This is a genomic window from Pseudogemmobacter faecipullorum, assembly GCF_020539525.1.
GTDB lineage: Bacteria > Pseudomonadota > Alphaproteobacteria > Rhodobacterales > Rhodobacteraceae > Pseudogemmobacter > Pseudogemmobacter faecipullorum.
Genome location: NZ_JACDXX010000011.1, coordinates 86,564 through 104,940 on the forward strand (window position 1 = coordinate 86,564; position 18,377 = coordinate 104,940).

The 18,377-nt window shown below is 63.2% G+C and carries 16 protein-coding genes; 7 read left to right on the forward strand and 9 right to left on the reverse strand.

The window, feature by feature from the left end:
• Positions 1–2: 2 nt before the first annotated feature.
• From H0485_RS12940 to H0485_RS12955, 4 genes are all read right to left on the reverse strand, one after another.
• Complete coding sequence (locus tag H0485_RS12940; protein ID WP_226936196.1) at positions 3–497, reverse strand: DUF2271 domain-containing protein; 495 nt, start codon at positions 495–497, stop codon at positions 3–5.
• A 76-nt stretch (positions 498–573) separates the two neighbouring features.
• The gene (locus tag H0485_RS12945; RefSeq protein WP_226936198.1) at positions 574–1,227 is read right to left on the reverse strand and encodes an EF-hand domain-containing protein; all 654 of its coding nucleotides are present in this window, start codon (positions 1,225–1,227) and stop codon (positions 574–576) included.
• 59 nt (positions 1,228–1,286) lie between these two features.
• A complete protein-coding gene (locus H0485_RS12950) occupies positions 1,287–3,284 on the reverse strand; it encodes a TonB-dependent receptor domain-containing protein (RefSeq protein WP_226936200.1) in 1,998 nt (665 codons plus the stop codon).
• Positions 3,285–3,565: 281 nt separating this feature from the next.
• Positions 3,566–4,198: a TetR/AcrR family transcriptional regulator gene (locus H0485_RS12955; protein ID WP_226936201.1), complete on the reverse strand. Its 633-nt coding sequence runs from the start codon at positions 4,196–4,198 to the stop codon at positions 3,566–3,568.
• A 138-nt stretch (positions 4,199–4,336) separates the two neighbouring features.
• Here H0485_RS12955 and H0485_RS12960 point away from each other — a divergent pair, with 138 nt between their 5' ends.
• Complete coding sequence (locus H0485_RS12960) at positions 4,337–6,373, forward strand: NADH:flavin oxidoreductase (protein ID WP_226936203.1); 2,037 nt, start codon at positions 4,337–4,339, stop codon at positions 6,371–6,373.
• A 275-nt stretch (positions 6,374–6,648) separates the two neighbouring features.
• On the opposite strand, the gene H0485_RS12965 is transcribed toward H0485_RS12960, so the two are convergent.
• The gene (locus H0485_RS12965; protein ID WP_226936205.1) at positions 6,649–8,775 is read right to left on the reverse strand and encodes a TonB-dependent receptor plug domain-containing protein; all 2,127 of its coding nucleotides are present in this window, start codon (positions 8,773–8,775) and stop codon (positions 6,649–6,651) included.
• 244 nt (positions 8,776–9,019) lie between these two features.
• Here H0485_RS12965 and H0485_RS12970 point away from each other — a divergent pair, with 244 nt between their 5' ends.
• From H0485_RS12970 to H0485_RS12995, 6 genes are all read left to right on the forward strand, one after another.
• Entirely contained in the window at positions 9,020–9,601 is a 582-nt protein-coding gene (locus H0485_RS12970; protein WP_226936207.1) for a DUF2478 domain-containing protein, read from the forward strand.
• 64 nt (positions 9,602–9,665) lie between these two features.
• Positions 9,666–10,142, forward strand: coding sequence for an SAM-dependent methyltransferase (locus tag H0485_RS12975; RefSeq protein WP_226936209.1), 477 nt, complete (start codon positions 9,666–9,668; stop codon positions 10,140–10,142).
• Positions 10,124–11,164: an ABC transporter substrate-binding protein gene (locus H0485_RS12980; protein ID WP_226936211.1), complete on the forward strand. Its 1,041-nt coding sequence runs from the start codon at positions 10,124–10,126 to the stop codon at positions 11,162–11,164. Before H0485_RS12975 ends, H0485_RS12980 begins: the two co-directional genes overlap by 19 nt.
• Positions 11,157–12,146, forward strand: coding sequence for a FecCD family ABC transporter permease (locus H0485_RS12985; protein WP_226936212.1), 990 nt, complete (start codon positions 11,157–11,159; stop codon positions 12,144–12,146). Before H0485_RS12980 ends, H0485_RS12985 begins: the two co-directional genes overlap by 8 nt.
• Positions 12,143–12,928, forward strand: coding sequence for an ABC transporter ATP-binding protein (locus H0485_RS12990; RefSeq protein ID WP_226936214.1), 786 nt, complete (start codon positions 12,143–12,145; stop codon positions 12,926–12,928). The genes H0485_RS12985 and H0485_RS12990 overlap by 4 nt, the downstream gene beginning before the upstream one ends.
• A 200-nt stretch (positions 12,929–13,128) precedes the next feature.
• Positions 13,129–14,358 (forward strand): ROK family transcriptional regulator, encoded by a 1,230-nt coding sequence (locus tag H0485_RS12995; protein WP_226936217.1) that lies wholly within the window; start codon positions 13,129–13,131, stop codon positions 14,356–14,358.
• An 8-nt stretch (positions 14,359–14,366) separates the two neighbouring features.
• Here H0485_RS12995 and H0485_RS13000 read toward each other — a convergent pair whose 3' ends face one another.
• From H0485_RS13000 to H0485_RS13015, 4 genes are all read right to left on the reverse strand, one after another.
• Entirely contained in the window at positions 14,367–15,116 is a 750-nt protein-coding gene (locus H0485_RS13000) for a response regulator (protein WP_226936219.1), read from the reverse strand.
• The gene (locus tag H0485_RS13005) at positions 15,113–16,087 is read right to left on the reverse strand and encodes a substrate-binding domain-containing protein (RefSeq protein ID WP_226936221.1); all 975 of its coding nucleotides are present in this window, start codon (positions 16,085–16,087) and stop codon (positions 15,113–15,115) included. The genes H0485_RS13000 and H0485_RS13005 overlap by 4 nt, the downstream gene beginning before the upstream one ends.
• 145 nt (positions 16,088–16,232) lie before the next feature.
• Positions 16,233–17,201, reverse strand: a complete 969-nt coding sequence (locus H0485_RS13010; protein WP_226936223.1) for an ABC transporter substrate-binding protein — start codon at positions 17,199–17,201, stop codon at positions 16,233–16,235.
• Positions 17,202–17,281: 80 nt separating this feature from the next.
• Complete coding sequence (locus H0485_RS13015; RefSeq protein WP_226936225.1) at positions 17,282–18,295, reverse strand: ABC transporter permease subunit; 1,014 nt, start codon at positions 18,293–18,295, stop codon at positions 17,282–17,284.
• Positions 18,296–18,377: the final 82 nt, after the last annotated feature.

Below are 18,377 nucleotides of genomic sequence, written 5' to 3' on the forward strand. Positions count from 1 at the left end.
CTTCAGCGGGTGGTGGTGACGCTCAGCGCGGTGATTTCACCCTCGCCCCGGGCCTCGGCGCTGCCTGCCCCCCCCCAGCTGAAGGGCGCGCGCAGTACATCGCGCCCGCCATCCTCCCGCGTCACCTCAACCGCCAGCACGTATTCGCCCGGCTCCAGCGCGGCCAGAGCGGGATGGCCGGCCTCAAGCGTCACCTCGTGACGGCCAGCGGCCCGGGTTGGCCCGGTGATACCATCGGCCGGCAGATCGAGGCTTTTGCCGGTGGCCCGCCACCAGCTGCGCAGCTCACGCAGGAAGGTCGTGCCCAGATTGTCCTTCAGCCTTGTGTCATACCAGACCGCCACCGTGCCCTGAGCGGCACGGGCATCGGTCTCGATCCAGGCCGCCAGATAGGGGCGGTAATAGGGGCTCGCCGCCATTTCCGGCAGGGTGACGGCAAAGCTCAGCCCGCCGGCCAGGATCAGCCCGGCGGTCAGAGGCAGGGATTTCGCAGGCATGTCTTTTCCTTCAGGACCAGGTTCTCCGGCGCGGCGGGGCCGCGCACAGAGAGAGGGATCAGCGTCAGGGCAGGGTTCAGTCGGCTGCTTTTTCAGGGTTTTTACCGGCATCGGCAGCATCAGAGGCCGCGTCGTCATCACCCTCACGCTGTGGCTTCGGATCGGCGGCAGTGACAAAGCCATCGCCATCGGTGTCATTGCGGGCAAAGGTTTTACGGGCCGAGGTCAGATCCTCTTCCAGCGACAACAGGCCATCGCGGTCCCGGTCAAGCAGGTTGAACCGCACCCCGGCCTGTTTCAGACCCTCGGTCACGCGCTTGTCGGTTTCGACATAATCCTTGCCCTGATCGGCATATTGCTGGCGCTGACGCCCCGCATATTCCGCCACATATTCGGCCTCGTTATAAAAGCCATCGCCATCGGTATCGGCGGCCTGGAGCCGGGTGGTGCGGCGCATGATCAGCTCATCCAGGCTGACCCTGCCATCGCCATCGGCATCATAGGCGGCGATGAAAGCCGCCTGGCTGTGGCCACCGGCGACGCCCGGCCTGCCCTCTTCGCGGATCTCATTCTGCACACCGGGCACCAGGCCCTCAGTCAGCAGGCGATCCGCCGTTTCCTTTGCGGTTTCAGACGCTTCGCCGCCGCTGGCCTGGGCCAGGGCAAGCGGGGCAGTCAGGACGAGGAGGCTGGCAGAAAGCAGGGGCAGAACTTTTGAGAGGCTGGCCATCACGGGGCTCCGTTAAGGTTAGAAAGGGGCCGGACGCGGCTGGGCGCGCCCGGCAGTCATCAGAAGGTTTTAGCGATGGTGAATTTGATGTTGCGGCCCGGTGCGTCGCGGGTGGCGAGGCGGGGCTGGTAATCGCGGTCAAACAGGTTCTCGACGCCAAAGCGCATCTCGGTTCCGGCCAGAACGCCTTCCTGCGGGCGGTAGGTGGCGCGCAGCGCATGAACCGCATTGCCGGGGATCGCCGCCGTGGCATCGCCCTCGTCATAGCGTTTCGAGGCGGCCACCTCCCAGCTCAGATCCAGGGTATCATCCCAGCGTTTTCCGAGGGCGAGGCGCAGGGTGTCGGTCGGGGTAAACTTATAATAATCGTTCCAGACCCAGGCGGTGCTGCGCGACGAGCCATCGACGATATTCGCGCTCAGCTCGCCATAGAAGCCATTGGCCATGCTATAGGCGCCCTCGATCTCAAGCCCTTTCATCGTCACGGTATTGAGACCGGATTCCGAGGTCACATCCCAGGTGTCGGTATTGTAATAATTGCCCTTCACGCTGATCGCATCGCCCGCGGCAAAAAGGTCCGATGCACGGTAGGAGGCGCCGATCTCAAAGGTGCGCGATTTTTCGGGCGTGGTCATGTAATTGACCAGCCAGCCGCCCCAGTTCTGGTTGATGTTGGTCAGATCGTCGAGGATGGGCAGGGCTTCGGTATAGGCCGCGCTGCCGAAGATCGCGACGCCAGTGGTGAATTCATACCGCGCCGACAGACCGCCCATGACCGCGTCATTGCTGTATTTTTCATAGCCGTAGCGGGTGCCGTCGATATCCTGGGTCTCGTAGCGAAGTGCAGGCGTCAGGGTCAGGCCATTGCCGAAGCTGACCTCGTCAATGACGAAAAACGCGAGGCGCTCATCAAGGCCACCCGGGGCGGAGGAGGCCTCCAGCCGGTCCTTGCGGATCACCTCAAAGCCCGTGCGCAGCTCATGCGAGGTGGTGCCAAGGGCAAAGAGCGCGGTGTTTTTCACCGTCAGCTTGGTGGTTTCATAGCGCAGATCGGCATTGGTCGTGGCATTGCCCGGAGCCGGTACGCCCGTTTGCAGGATCTCCTGATCGGCATAGGTCAGCGCCGCGGTCAGATCGATCAGATCATTGTCATCGGGGTTCCAGCGATAGGTCAGCGCCAGATTGCGCGACTGCATATCGCGGTCGACATTGCCAAAGAACGGCAGATCGCTGATCGCATCATAGGGGACATCGCGTTCGGCCAGCTGGGTGTCGGTATAGGACAGCGTCACAGACTGATCGCGCGAGGCGCCGAAAGTATATTTGCCCTTCAGACTGTAGGAGGGGGTTTTAAAGCCTTCGGCTCCCAGCAGATTGCCGTCCCCATCGACCTGTTTGCCCTGGCGGCGCCAGATATAGCTGGCCAGAAACTCAAGATCTTCGGAGGGCTGCCAGGCCAGGGTGGTTGAGGAGGTGATGCCGTCGCCATTGGTGCCAAAGCTCAGGGCCTGGCGCAGCTTATAGCCAGTCTCGCCGCCGGTGAAATCCGAGGCATCTTTGGTTTCCAGCTGGATCAGACCACCGACCACGCCCGAACCATATTCAAAACTGCCGACCGTACCGCGGATCACCTCGACGCGCTTATAGAGCTCGGGATCGGTGAACAGCTGGGTACCGATGCGGTAGATCTCTTCCGAGCCCTGGGTGGCACCGTCGATGGTGATCATCACCTTCTGATTGCTGCCATAGGTTGAGCCGCCGCCAAAGCCGCGGATATTGATGCCACTGCCGAGCGGGGTGGAGCCATTGACCAGCGTCACCCCGGGAACCGTCGCCACCAGCTCGGCGATGGTCGAGGCCTGGCGGTCATCAAGCTCTTCCTGATCAATCTCGGTGACCGCCGTTGCGGTCTGGGTCTGCACATCCCGGCGGGTCTCAAGCACAACGGTACCGAGCGGCTCTGTGACCCGGGGCCGCTCCTGCGCGAAGGCCTGTGTTGTAACCAGCAGTGCAACGCTGCTCAGCAGAGCAGCGCGCAGGGAAATTCTGTCAGACATAGTCTGCCTCACCTGAGCCAAAAATGTGCGGATAATCGCTGGCTGACAGGCGGCTGGCGGAGGATGTGATCGGGGGTGCCGTTCCAGACGGCCAGATCACTGGAGGTTGAAATGTATTACCTGATTATTTTTGTCAAGATGAGTCGTGTGCTCAGGACTGCCATATCCTGCGGGCTGGCGGACAGGACAGGGCAGTAGAGGGGGATGCCCGGTTTTCGGGCTTCTGGCAGGTCACAACAGGTGCGCAACCGGCTGCGACCGGGCAGGCAGAGGCTCCGGCCTCAGCCTGCCCGGGGGGCAAAGCCATTGCGGCTGAGAAAGCGCAGCATTTCGCGCGCATCCGGCTCAATGCCGCCAAAAGCCTCGATATAGGCGGGCAGGCGGGACAGGCGCAGCTCCATCGTCTCATCGGTCTGCATGGCAATATAGCCGATCTGCACCAGATACATGCTGCGCGCCCGCACCTCGGCCAGCTGCGGCGTGACGCCAAAGCGCAAAAACAGCTCTTTCAATGCCTGGAGCCGGATGTCATCGAGCTTGCGCACCTGGTCAAGCACCTCGCGCGACTGCAGCGCCCAGCTGCGGATCGCCAGCTCCAGCCGGTCGTCGAAAATCGGGCTGAACCAGCAGTCACTGACATTCAGCAAGGCCTCGGGCAGGCTATCGGCATAGGCGGCGGCCCGGCTGGTGATGGCTTCGGTATTCTTGCGCGCCCAGTGGCTGAGCAGCGCGGCCAGGAGCTCATCGCGGGTCTTGAAGCTCCAGTAAAAACTTGCGCGTGACAGATTTACCTTCTGCGCCAGCGGCAGGATCCGCACCGCATCGACCCCGCCTTCCAGCAGGGTCTCATAGGCCGCCTTCAGCCAGAGCTCGGCCGAGCCACGCAGATGGGGATCAGGATCGGGAAGGGTCATGGCGCCATTCTACCCCACCTGGCCAGTGCTGCAAGCATGATAAACATTATTGACTGAATCATATCCACCTGCATCTATATCCTAGTCACTGGTGTATAGGGTCGCGCCCCGGGCCAGGACAGATCCATGGAGCCACAGATGTCGCACGATCCGCTTCTTCAGCCCTATACGCTTAAACATGTGACCTTCCGTAACCGGCTGATGACCTCCTCGCATGAGCCTGCCTATCCCGAGGATGGCATGCCCAAGGGGCGCTACCGCGCCTATCACGTCGCCCGGGCAAAGGCCGGGATCGCGCTGACCATGACCGCAGGCTCGGTGGCGGTGTCGCGCGACAGCCCGCCGGTCTTTAACAATATCCTTGCCTACCGCGATGAGGTGGTCGGCTGGATGAAAGAACTGGTCGATGAATGCCATGATCATGGCGCGAAGGTGATGATCCAGCTCACCCATCTGGGGCGGCGCACGCGCTGGGACAAAGGTGACTGGCTGCCGGTGGTCGCCCCGACCATGGAGCGCGAACCGGCGCATCGCGCCTTTGGCAAGCTGATCGAGCACTGGGATATCACCCGCATCATCGGCGATTTTGCCGATGCGGCCGAGCGGATGAAAGCCGCGGGCGTTGACGGCATCGACTTTGAGAGCTTTGGCCATCTGCTCTCGCAATTCTGGTCGCCGATGAGCAATGAGTTGCAGAATGAATATGGTGGTTCGCTGGAAAACCGGATGCGCTTTTCGCTTGAGGTGCTGGCTGCGGTGCGCAAGCGCGTCGGGCCGGATTTCCTGCTCGGCATCCGTTATGTCGCCGATGAGGACAGCCCGAAAGGCTATGACAAGGCCGAAGGCATGGAGATTTCGCGCCGCCTGAAAGCCAGCGGCCTGGTCGATTTCCTCAATGTCAGCCGTGGCCATATCGAGACCGATGCCGGGCTGACCGATAATATCCCGATCATGGGCATGGCCTCGGCGCCGCATCTGGATCTGGCGGGCGAGGTGCGGGCCGAGACCCGTTTCCCGGTCTTTCACGCCACCCGGATCCAGGATGTTGCCACCGCGCGACATGCCATCGCCAGCGGCAAGGTTGATATGATCGGCATGACGCGCGCGCATATGGCCGATCCGCAGATCATGCGCAAAATCCTCGAGGGGCGTGAAGAGGATATCCGGCCCTGCGTCGGTGCGAATTATTGCCTCGACCGGATCTATCAGGGCGGGATGGCGCTTTGTCTGCACAACCCCGCCACCGGGCGGGAAGAGACCATGCCGCATGACATCGCTAAGGCGCAAGACCGTCAGCATGTGGTTGTGGTCGGCGCGGGGCCGGGCGGTCTGGAAGCGGCCCGGGTTGCCGCCGAGCGCGGCCATAGGGTTACGGTCTTCGAGGCCGGTCCGCGGGCCGGGGGGCAGATCCTGCTCACCGCCACCTCACCGCGCCGCCGCGAGATGATCGGCATTATCGACTGGCGCCTCGCGCAATGCGAAAAACTGGGGGTCAGCTTCCGCTTTAACACCTGGGCTGAGAAAGAGGATGTCCTAGCACTCCAGCCCGATGTGGTGATCGTTGCCACCGGCGGGCTGCCCCATACTGCCATTCTCGATGCCGGAAATGAGCTGGCGCATTCGGCCTGGGATATTCTCTCGGGCGATGTGAAGCCGGGGCAGAATGTGCTGATCTATGACGATGCCGGCGATCATGCCGGGCTGCAGGCCGCCGAGGTGATCGCCAAAGCCGGGGGCCGGGTTGAGATCATGACCCGCGACCGCTCTTTCGCCCCCGAGGTCATGGCGATGAACCTTGTGCCCTATATGCGCAGCCTGCAAAGCCTTGATGTCACCTTTACCGTGACATTCCTGCTCGAGGCGGTGCGTAGAGAGGGCAATCAGCTGATCGGTGTGATCGGCAGCGATTACGGCGGGGTGCGCAAAGAGCAGCTCTATGACCAGATCATCGTCAATAACGGCACCCGTCCGAATGCGGATCTTTATCTGGAGCTGCAGGGCCTGTCGCTGAATGAAGGCGCGGTGGATTATACCGCGATGATCGGCGGCACGCCTCAGGCGGCGGTCAGCAATCGTGAAGGGCAGTTCCGCCTCTACCGCATCGGTGATGCCGTGGCGGCCCGCAACACCCATGCCGCAATTTATGATGCTTTGCGGCTGGTGAAAGATATCTGATCCCCGATGCCGGGCCGGTGCTTTCCCTATGGCGCCGGCCCGGCAGCAGACCGGGAAAGACAAGACCGGGGTGGCCTGGACCGGGGAGACTAGGGCCGGGAAGGCCAGGGTCGGGCCCCGCCCCCTGGCCATCAGCCACTGACAAACCGCGGCCGGAGATGCGCCTGTTCTCACCCGGTCACGCCGAAGCGATCCCGGCCCTGACATGGCCCCGGCGGTCACTCGCCTGCTCAGGAGCCTGGTCCTTTGCAGGCGATCGGCCGCTCCGGACCCTCTCAGAATTTCATCTGCGCGGTGAGATAGAAATTCCGGCCCGCTTCGGGGAAGCCCTCGGTCACGGCATAGTCGCGGTCAAAAAGATTGCGAATGCCAAAGTAAAGCGCGGCCTGCTCGCTCGCCTGCCAGCTGCCATCGAGATTGGCGAGCGCAAAGCCAGACATGTTGCTGTAGATCGGATTATTGCGATCTCCCGAGCCAATGGCAGGGTCAGACCAGCGGCTTGAATAAAGTTCGAGCGAGGGCGAGAGGGTCAGCTTTTCGCTGGCCTGCCAGTCGAGCTTCACATAGGCTTTATGCTGCGGAATATCGGTGATCCTGGCGCCGTTGGTCACCGGATCCTTCACCGAAAGGTCAAGCCAGGTGTAATTGACCTGAAGCGCCAGGGTCCCGGTCAGATCAGCGGTGGCGGCAATCTCGAAACCGGCATAGCGGGCTTTGGCAAGGTTTTGCCGCTGTGACAGCACGGTCGGGCTGCTGCTGATCTCGATGGTCTGGATCAGATCCCTGACCTCGCTGTAAAACAGCGCGCCCTCGACCGCCACTGGCCCCAGATCGCCCTTATAGCCCAGTTCGAAATTGGTGGCGCGTTCGGGTTTCAGATCGGGATTGGGCACCATGGTGCCAAAGCTGGTGCTGTAGCGATGGAACAGGGTCGGGAAAGCGGTGCGCGAAGAAAGACTGGCGTGATATTCCCCGCCATTGCCGGCCTCCTGGATCACTGCCATCTGCCAGTTGAGCGCATCAACGCTCAGCGGTGCATAGCCAGTGGAAAGGCTGGAGCGTTTGGCCTCTTTGACCTCGGCGCTCTCATAGCTGAGGCCCGCCACCAGGCGCAGATCATCGCGGATCCGCCAGGTATCCTCGACTGCGAAGCTGAGGGTTTCCTCGATGCTGCGCTCGCTCGGGTCGATGCGCGACAGGGTCGGGTGGTCAGGGCGGGCGTAATTGGTTTCCTCATGCACATCGCGCCGCAGATGCGTTGCAAATTTCAGATCATGCGCTCCGGTGGTCAGGCCATATTCCAGGCTCGCCCCGACCGAGTGGTCATCGTAGACGCTGTTGAACGCCCGCCCGAGGCTCTGGACCTGATGGCTGGCATCATCCCAGGCCGACAGGATATTGTCGAAAGTGTTGTAATAGACCCTGGTCTTCAGAGTGCCGGTCCCGAGCGCGGTATGGGAATAGAAGGCAAGGCTGCTGATATCCCATTCTGGCCAGGTCCAGTCGCGCTGGGTCGAACCACCCCCGCTGCCCGGGAAACCGCTTACCGGCAGCCGCGTGCTGTAAGGCGCGCTTTTCGAGCCCTCCTGCCGGGTATAGCTCAGCACATATTCATCCGTGGCATTCGGCGTATAGCCGAATTTCAGGTTCAGCCGGCTGTCATCGGTCCCGGAATCCCGGCGCAGGCCCTCGTCCTGATAGGGATAGGCCGGGTTGGGGGCGAAATCGCGCGACAGATAAAAGCCGTCGCTGTCGCGCCGCATATAGCTGATCTGGGCATACCAGCTCTCCTGCCGGGTACCAAAGGAGAGATAGCCGTTGCGCCCCGTCACATCGCCGCGATTGCCGGCCTCTGCGCCCAGCCGGGCCTCACCTTCAAAGGGTTTTTCCGGCTTTCGGGTCACCAGATTGATCGCGCCGCCCATGCCGCCCGGGCCGTTGATCACCGATACATAGCTTTTCTGAACCTGCACTTCGGCCAGGTCGGGTACCAGAAAACGGCCATAATCCAGCCGGTTATCGGCGGGCAGAAACACCCGGATGCCATCAATCGACAGCGGCACATGCCAGCGGTCAAAGCCACGCACAAAGATCTCGCGCTCATTGCGTGACCCGCCGCCCGAGCTGATCGCGCTCACCCCCGGCTGAGTGGCAAGGGCATCCTCGAGTGTCAGGCGGTTCTCCTGCATCGCGGTCTCGCCGGTGGTGCGGCTGACCGAGCCGCCCTGGCCCTGATCATCATCCCCGAGATAAATCGTCCCAAGGGCGAAGCCCTCGCCTCCGGCTGGAGTCTGTGCCGTATTCTGGGCCGTGCTCTGTGCCGAGAGCGGCAAAGAGTACAGCGCAGGCAGGATAAAGCCTGTCAGAGCAAGCCGCCCGATCAGGCTGACAGAATAATTCACGCTTAGGCCTCCCAAAGTTCCCAGGTCGCCATGTCTCCGATGGCGATTCGATATGTATGATGAAACATATCCCTTGCCCTCAGCAAGATTTGGCCGGCTGCCCGGTCAGGGCGTGGCATTTCCGGCACAACATCCGCCCTGCGAGGGTGCTTTCCCGGAGGGCAGAGCGATCCGGCCTCACCCCCCTTGAAAACTCCGAGTGATATGTTTCAGCATACATATCGCTTGCGGACAGGAAGGTATGATGGACATTGGCTATCTCTGTACGGAACCGGAGCATCTGACCGATGCGATTCTGGCGCAGGTCGCTGAAAGGGCGCAGGCAGCAGGCCTTGCTCTGGCCGGGACGGTGCAACTTTCGCCGCCTGAAGCCAGCCGCGAGAAATGCGATATCGTGCTGCGCCTGCTGCCCGGGGGGCCGGTCCGCAATATCAGCCTGGCACTCGGCCCGCTGGCCATCAGCTGTCGCCTTGATGCCGGGGCACTGGAGGAAGCGGTGATGCTGGTGCATCAGCGTCTTGGCTCTGCCCAGGGGCTGGTGGTGAATAAATTCGGTCGCCAGGAGGCGGCAGGACGCGGCCTGGTTGAGGCGATTGGCATGGCCTGCAGTGAGAATATGCCGGTTCTGGTCGGAGTTTCACCGCTATGGCGCCAGGCTTTCCTCGATTTTGCCGCAGGTACGGCTGAAGCGCTGCAGCCGGATGTGGATCAGATCCTGGCCTGGCTGACGGCCCGCGCCAGGCCTTTGCCTGCCGGTGCCCGGTCCGACGGAGCCCTGTCCGCCGGTTTCCTGGCCGCCGGTGCCCTGGCAGGCGGAGCGGTCTGATGCGGCGGATTGCAGGCCGGTTTATATCCGCAAACACCGCCGCCCCTGCCGGGGAGCGCCAGCGATGACTGAGACCCTGGAGGATCCGCTGCGCCCCTATGAAGAGGCCGTGGCTTTGCCCGGCGCGTTTCAGGCAGGTCTGTGGTTCATCGGGCGTATCCGCACCCCCTGGCTCAGGCGGGAAGACTGCCCGAAACGCGGTGATCCGCTGCATGGGCCGGATTGCCTGATCGAGATCGGGGAGCTCTGGACGCCTGGCCTGCATGGCATCGATGCGCATCAGAACCTGCAGATCCTCTACTGGATGCATCTGTCGCGCCGCGATGCGGTGCGGCAAAACCCGCATAACATCGCAGGCTCGACCGGCACTTTCGCGCTGCGCTCGCCCTTGCGGCCCAATCCCATCGCCTCCTCGCTGGTCAGGCTGATCGCCGTTGAGGCCGGGTGTCTGAGGGTGCGCGGCCTCGATTGTGTCGATGCAACGCCGCTGATCGATGTGAAACCTGAATTCGGAGCATTCTGGTGCGATACTCCCCGTTAAAGGCGCTGCGCTGCGCCCTGTTTGCCCTGCCGCTGAGCCTGGCAGCCCTGCCTGCACAGCCCGAAGCCCGACAGATTGTCACCGATGCCACCGGCCGCAGCCTTGAGCTGCCCGCGCAGCCGTCACGGGTCTTTGCCGCCGGTCCGCTGGCCTCGACCCTGCTCTATACGCTGAAGCCCGAGGCGATGATCGGCTGGGTGCGGGCGCCAAAGCCGGAGGATCTGGCCTATCTGCTGCCGCAGGTGGTGGCTCTGCCGGAGCTGGGGCGTCTGACCGGCCGGGGCGATACGCTTAATCTTGAGGTTCTGCTGGCGGCGCAGCCTGATCTGATCCTGGATTATGGCGCGGTAAATGACACTTACAGCGATCTTGCCGCACGGGTGCAGGAGCAGATTGATGTGCCCTATCTGCTGCTCGATGCCTCATTTGCCCATATGCCTGAGGGGCTCCGCCAGGCCGGTGCGATCCTCGCGGTGCCTGAACGGGCCGAGGCGCTGGCCAGCTATGCCGAGGCGACCCTGGCCGGGATCGATGCTCTTCTGGCCAGGGTTCCTCAGGCCGGGCGGCCGCGCGTCTATCTGGCGCGTGGGCCCGAGGGGCTGGAAACTGCGCCGGGCGGCGCGATGAATGCCGAGATCATCGAACGCGCGGGCGGGCGCAATGTGGTTGAGGCCTCGGCAGCCGGGCTGGTCACCGTTTCGCCCGAGCAGCTACAGGCCTGGGCCCCGGAGATCATCCTGACCATGGATAAGGATTTTGCCGCGAATGTGGCGGCTATGCCGGAATGGCAGGGCATCCCGGCGGTGATGAATGGCCGGGTCTATCTCGCGCCAGCCGCGCCTTTCGGCTTTATTGACGCGCCACCTTCGGTCAATCGGCTGATCGGTCTCAGATGGCTGGCGCATCAGTTTTTCCCGGACCGGGCTGAGGGCGATCTGCACCAGGAGATCATAGAGTTTTATCAGCTTTTCTATGGGGTAAGCCTGGATGAGGCGGCGGTCAGGGCATTGCTCGGTGCGTGATCGCGGCCTGATTGCCCTGCTGGTTCTGGCGCTGTGCCTCGCCCTGGTTCTGGGGGTGGCAACCGGGCCATTCACCCTGTCTCCGGGCCAGATTTTTGCCACGCTGACCGGCGGGGGCGATATGCAGAGCCAGATTGTGCTCTGGAATATCCGCCTGCCGCGGGTGCTGGCGGCCTTGATCATCGGCGCGGCGCTGGCCGCCTCGGGGGCGGCCTTTCAGACCGCTTTTCGCAATCCGCTGGTCTCGCCTGATATCCTCGGCGTCTCAGTCGGGGCTGGCTTTGGTGCGGTGCTTGGCATTTTGCTGGGGCTGCCGGTGCTGCTGATCCAGCTCAGCGGTTTTGCCGCCGGTCTGGGCGTGGTGGCGCTTGTGCTTTTGCTGTCTTTGTCCTTGCAGCCTGGCGGCGATGCGCTGGTCATGGTGCTCTGCGGCATCGCGATCAGCGCCCTGGCGGGATCGGGCATCGCGCTGGTCAAGCTGCTCGCCGATCCCGAGCAGCAATTGCCCGCCATCACTTTCTGGCTGATGGGCAGCCTCGCCGGGGTGAAACGCAATGACATCTGGCTGGCGCTGCCACCCATTCTGCTCGGCTTCATCCCGCTTTTGCTGTTGCGCTGGCGTATTGGCCTGCTGGCGCTTGGCGATGATGAGGCCAGGTCCATGGGGGTGGCCGCGGGCAAGATGCGGCTGCTGGTCATCCTTTGCGCCACGCTTATGACTGCCGCAGCGGTTTCGCTCTCCGGTGTGATCGGCTGGATCGGCCTGATGGTCCCGCATATGGCGCGCATGATCAGCAGCCCGCGTTTTGACCGTCTGTTGCCGGTCGCCACCCTGCTGGGCGCAGGGTTCATGGTGCTGGTCGACACCCTGGCGCGCAGCATTGCCAGCACCGAAGTACCGCTCGGCATCCTGACCGCGGTGCTGGGCGCGCCGCTCTTCGTCTGGATCCTCGCCCGGCAGAATACCATGGTGGCGCCATGACGCCGCTGCTGGAAACCCGTCATCTGAGCGTCGGCTATCGCAGCGGGGCAGTGCTTTCAGATATCAGCCTGAGCCTCTGTGCCGGGCAGGTTCTGTGCTTGCTGGGGCCGAATGGAACCGGAAAAACCACGCTGTTTCGCAGCCTGCTGGGTATTCTTCCGGCGCTTTCGGGTGAGATCCTGCTAGAGGGCAGGCCAATCGGGGCCCTGCGCCGGCGAGAGGTCGCGGCCTGCTTCGCCCATGTGCCGCAATCGCTTGACACCCGCTTTGGCTTTCAGGCGCTGGATCTGGTGCTGATGGGGGCTTCGGCCCGCCTCGGCCTGCTGGCCCAGCCGGGAAAGCCCGAGCAGAACCGGGCCCTGGCCGCGATGGAAGAGCTGGGCATTGCCGATCTGGCGCCTGTGTCGGTTTGCGCGCTTTCGGGCGGGCAGCGCCAGATGGTGCTGCTTGCGCGGGCTCTGGCGCAGAATGCATCGGCCATCATCATGGATGAGCCGACCGCAAGCCTCGATTTTGCCAATCGCCACCGGGTGCTGCAGGCCATTCTCAGGCTGAAAGCCAAGGGTATCGCAATCCTGCTCTCGACGCATGATCCGGATCAGGCGGCGATGATCGGCGATCAGGCGCTGCTGGCGGGCAAAGGCGGTGTGGTTGCCAATGGCCCGGTTGCGACCGCCTTGTCAGAGGCCAGCCTCTCAGCGGTCTATGGGATCGCGCTGCGCGAAGAGCGCCTGTCAGGCGGCGCGCGTCATTTTCGGGCGGCGCAGCTGGCCCGGCGATGAGCGCCGGCTGGTATTGCCGGGCGGCTGAAGCCTGGCCACCCGAACGCGGGGAATTCATCTGTCTGCTCTCTTAAATATGCCGCAGCGGGCTGATTTCTTAGGATGCGGGCGGGCCACAGACTTGACCCTGCTCTGGCGAGGAAGGATAGGCTGGGGCAGGGCGCGGGAGAGCACGCCGGTACAGCACAGAGAGCAAGCGATTGTCAGGAAAAGGCAGCAATTCTGCCAGGCTGCGGCAGTATAATGAGCGTGTCATCCTTCAGTCCCTGCGCCATCAGCGTGAGGCTTCCAAATCCGATCTGGCCCGCATCGCGCATCTGACCCCGGCGGCAGTTGCCGATATTATTGATGGGCTGGAACAGGCGGGTTTCGTCAGGCAGCTTGGCAAAAGGCTGGGCAGGCGCGGCTCGCCCTCGGTGCTCTATGCGGTGAACCCAACCCGGCTCTACAGCATCGGCATCAGGATCGGCCGCCGCGCGACAGAGGCGGTGATGCTGGATTTCACCGGTGAGATCTGCGCCCGGATCGGGCAGGATTATGATTTTCCGGACCCGGTCCGGGTGCGGCGGGCGGGCAATGCCGCGATCCAGGAGTTCTGCGCCCGGGTCAGCCGGGTGCCGGGGGCGACTGTCGCGGGGCTTGGCATTGCCGCCCCCTATTTTCTGGGCAGCTGGAGCGAGACGCTTGGCTTTCCCGAAGATCTCGGCAGCCGCTGGCAGTCGATCGATCTGATGACGTTCTTCGACAGTGGCGAGATGCCGGTTTTTGTCGAGAATGATGCCACTGCCGCTGCCCATGCCGAGCTGGTACTTGGCGCGGGCATGCGGTTTCGCGATTTCATGCATATTTCGATTGATACTTTTATCGGTGGCGGCCTGGTGCTTGATGGCAGGGTACATACCGGGCCGCATGGCAATAGTGCGGCCCTGGGGCCGCTGCCGGTCTCGCCCTCGGGGTTAAGTACGGCGGCGGTGCCGTCTGCGCACCGCACCAGCCTGATGCACCGCGCCTCGGTCTATGTGCTGCTGGATCATCTGCAGGCACAGGGGCTGAAGATCAGCCGGGTCCGGGGGCTGGATCCCCTGCCCGATGCGGCCCGCCAGCCGGTGCGGGACTGGTGTCTCGACTGTGCCGGGGCGCTGGCCGAGGCGATCCTCGCGATCACCTCTGTCATCGATCTCAGGGCGATCATCATTGACAGTATTCTGCCGCGCAATCTGCATCTTGAACTGCTGGCCCTGGTGCAGGCGCGGTTTTCCGCGACTGCGGCAGAGGGGATCGTCGCGCCGGAGCTGATGGGGGGCGGGTTTGGCGCCCTCGCCTCGCCGGTGGGGGCGGCAACCCTGCCGGTCTCGGCGCTGCTCGCGCCGGATTCCAGCGTGCTGATGCTGGGCGAGCGGTCAGATGCCCTGGCCGGGCGGCTGTCCTGAGCTGCGCCTCACCCGGCTGAGACCACCTCAACCGCGCCCGCGAAATGATAGCCGATGGCGCGTTCGGTCATGATCAGCCTCGGATGGGCGGGGTCGGGTTCGATCTTGCGCCGGAGCCGCAGGATCAGCACGTCAATCGTGCGCTCATAAACCGCATCATGGCCGCGCCGCGTCATATCCAGCAGCTGGCCACGCGACAGCACCCGGCCATGTGCCGCCAGCAAGGCCGCCAGCAGGTCAAATTCACCAACCGTCAGCTCGACAGCATTGCCTTTTGGATCGGTCAGTCTGCGGCGCAGCTTGTCGAACGCCCAGCCATCGAACCGGAAGCCTTCGCGCAGCGGCTGCCCGGCCACTGCAGCGGGCAGCGCAGCGCCGGTGCTGCGGCGCAACACCGCCCGGATCCGGGCGGCCAGCTCGCGCAGACTATAGGGTTTGACCAGATAGTCATCGGCGCCGATCTCAAGCCCGACCACCCGGTCGATCTCGGAGCCGCGCCCGGTCAGGATGATGATCGGGATCTGGTGCAGGGCCCGCACCCGCGCCGCCAGTGCCAGCCCGTCTTCATCGGGCAGGCCCAGATCGAGCAGGACGAGCGCGGGCGTTTCCCCGGCGAGCAGCTCGGCAAGCTCGCGCGCCCTGGGGCAGGGGCGGGGCAGATAACCTTCGGCCTCGAGAAATTCACAGAGCAGCGCTGCCTGGGCCGGATCATCCTCGACCACTGCGATGCTCTGCCGGATCCCGGCTGCGGGGGTCACAGCGGATCCATCCAGTAATTCGTGACCTTCGCCAGCATCTCGCGGGTGAGCAGCTGCACCGGAACCGTCAGCTCGCGTTCTGCGACAGTCTCTCCGCGCCAGAGCGCCATGGCGGTGGTCATCACCTGATCGGCCATCGCTTTGGGATATTGCGCCACGCTGGCCACCAGCAGGCTGCCCTCCTCGGCCATGGCGCGGATCCCTTCGGGCGAGGCATCGACCGAGACGATGAAGAACTCATTGCGGCCCGCCTCGCGCGCAGCCTGTAAAACGCCAAGCGAGGTCGGGTCGTTGAAGGAAAACACCGCATCAATATGCGGCAGACGCGGCAGAAGCTGGGACATATAGGTCAGCCCGCCGAGGCGGCTGCCGCCGGAATCGCCATATTCGGTCAGGATGGTGATACCAGGATGCTGGTCCAGCACCGCCTCGCAGCCGGCGTTGCGGTCGAAGACCGCCGAAACCGGCGGACCATAGAGGATCAGCACATTGCCCCGCCCGCCCAGTCGTTCGGTGATATAGTCACAGGCGATCCGCCCGGCCTCGAAATTGTCTGAGGTCACAAAAGCATCTGCCCCCGCGGCTTTAACATCAACCGCAATCACCGGTATCCTGGCGGTACGGGCCTCGGCAATCACCCCGGAAAGCCCGGTTGTATTGACCGCATTCACGATCAGGAAATCTGCGCCGGCCAGCACCGCATCGCGGATCTGGCGTTGCTGGCGGTTCAGATCATAGCCGCTGGAGCGGACCACGACCTCGGTCCCGGGCGAAGCCTCTGCGAGACTGGTTTCGATCTGGCGCGCCAGATGGGCAAAAAACGGATTGGAGAGATCAGCAATAATCACCTCGACCAGGCGGGGGGCCTGCGGGGTCTCGGCCAGAACCGGGGGCGCAGCTGTCAGCGCGATCAGCCACAGCGGGGCCAGCCGCCGCTGCAGTCGCGTGAAATAGCGGACTACCGGCCTCATGCACATCCTCCCTCAGCCGGAGGCTAATGAAAAAGGCGGCGGTTGCAAGCTCCGTAAGATGAAGCCTGAACCGCCGCAGCAGATACGGGGTCTGGCGGGCTGGACTATGGCTGCGGCCCCCCCGCTTAACTCCCGTCAGTTTACCTTAGTCTGTAACGGCAGGGTCACTGGCCCAGCCGATATAATCGGCGATGTTTTCACGGGTCACGAGCTTCGAATCCATCAGCTCGACCGGCGCGGCAAGTTCTTCGCCCTGCAGCACTTTCACCCCCAGATCGACCGCGCGCCGCGCCATGTCATAGGGGTTTTGCGAGGCCGAGGCCTCGATCATCACGGCGCCCGCATCTTTCAGCGCAACCTCGATATCGGGCGCACCATCAACGGCGGAGATGATGATGCCACTGCGGCCCTGCTGACGGGCTGCCAGATCCGTGCCGATCGCCTGGGGATCATTGATGGCAAAAACCGCGTCAATATCGGCAAAGCGAACCAGATGCGACTGCATCACATTCATCCCGCCTTCGCGCGTGCCTTTGCCATCCTGGTCTGAGGAGAGAATTGTGATGCCCGGCGCCGCCTCCAGGGCCGATTTGCAGCCATTGACCCGGTCGATCACCGCCGAAACCTGCGGGCCGTTCTGGATGATGACATTGCCCTCGCCCTTCAGCTTGTCGACGATATACTGGCAGGCGATTTCTCCGGCCTGAACATTATTGGTGGTCACCACGGCATCCGCCCCTTCCGCGAAGGTATCCACCGCCACCACAACGATCCCCGCCTCCTGCGCGCGTCTGATCGCCGGGCCGATCGCCGAGGCATCTGCCGGGTTGAGCAGGATCAGATCCACCCCGGCCGAGATGAAATTATCGATCTGGCTGAACTGTTTGGCGATGTCATAATCATAGCCGAAGGCCATGACCTGGACATCGGGATTGACCTTCTTTGCCTCGGCCTCGGCGCCGCGCGCCAGGGCGACAAAGAAGGGATTGCTCATCGTGCCGAGCGAAATGCCGATCCGCTCAAGCTTTTTATCTGCCACCGGCTCTTCGGCCAGCACCGGGCCAGCGAGCAGCGCCAGGGTGGCAACCCCTGCCATCAGCGTGTGTCTGAACATGAAATCTCTCCTCCCGGGTCTGAACATGGGGGCCGGATGCAGTTGACCCGCCTGTGCATCCGGCCTGCTGCTTCCCGGCCTCAGGTCCGGGCAGAATCCCTCTGACGCAACCGGTCGAGCGCCACGGCGCCGATGATCACCAGACCCTTGATCACATATTGCCAGATGTCCGAGACCCCGATCAGCACAAGGCCGTTCGACAGAACCGCGATGATCAGCGCCCCGACCAGCGTGCCCCAGATCGAACCCACGCCGCCGACAAAGGATGTGCCGCCGAGGATGACCGCCGCGATGGCGTCGAGCTCATAGGCCTGACCCAGCTGCAGCCCGTTCGCGGCGTAAAGCCGGGTTGAGAGCATCACCCCGCCAAGCCCGGCGCAAAGGCCCGAAATGCCGTAAACGATCAGATAGATGCGTGGCACTTTGATGCCCGAGAGCCGCGCCGCCGCCTCATTGCCGCCGACCGAATAGATATGGGTGCCGAGCACGGTACGCTTGAGCACAAACCAGGAGACCAGGATCACCAGCAGCGCAATCACGGCCAGCCAGGGCAGCGAGAAGATGCCCGGAATAAGCGGGATCGCGCCATTGCCGATAAAGGCAAAGGGGATTTCGGGATTGAAGATCGTGGTATCATTGCCCATCAGCCGGGCGATGCCGCGCACGGCGGTCATGGCGCCAAGTGTCACGATGAAGGGTGGCAGCTTCAGGGATGAGATCAGTAAACCGTTCAGCATGCCGAAACCAAGTCCGGTGCCAAGTGCTGCAAAAATCCAGAAAGAGCTGAGCCCGGGCATATTCGAGACAATCAGCCCGGCCATCGCCGCCGCCGCGAGCACCGAGCCGACCGAGAGGTCGATCCCCGCCGTCAGGATGACAAAGGTCATCCCCGCCGCCAGAACGATATTCACCGCAGCCTGCTGAAGCACCACCGAGATATTCTGACCGGTGAAGAAACGCCCCTCCGACAGAAAATGGAAGCCGATCGCCACCACGATCAGGACCGGCAACATGCCAAGTGTCGCGATCATTGCCTTCAGCCGCCGCTGCCGTTCGGCCATGCTGACCCCGATTTCTGTCTCCGTTGAGCTCATATCCTGCTCCTCCTCTCACCGCTGAAGTCCTGGCGCTGCCGGACGTGATGGCCCGGCAATGTGCAGGCGATACCGGCCATTC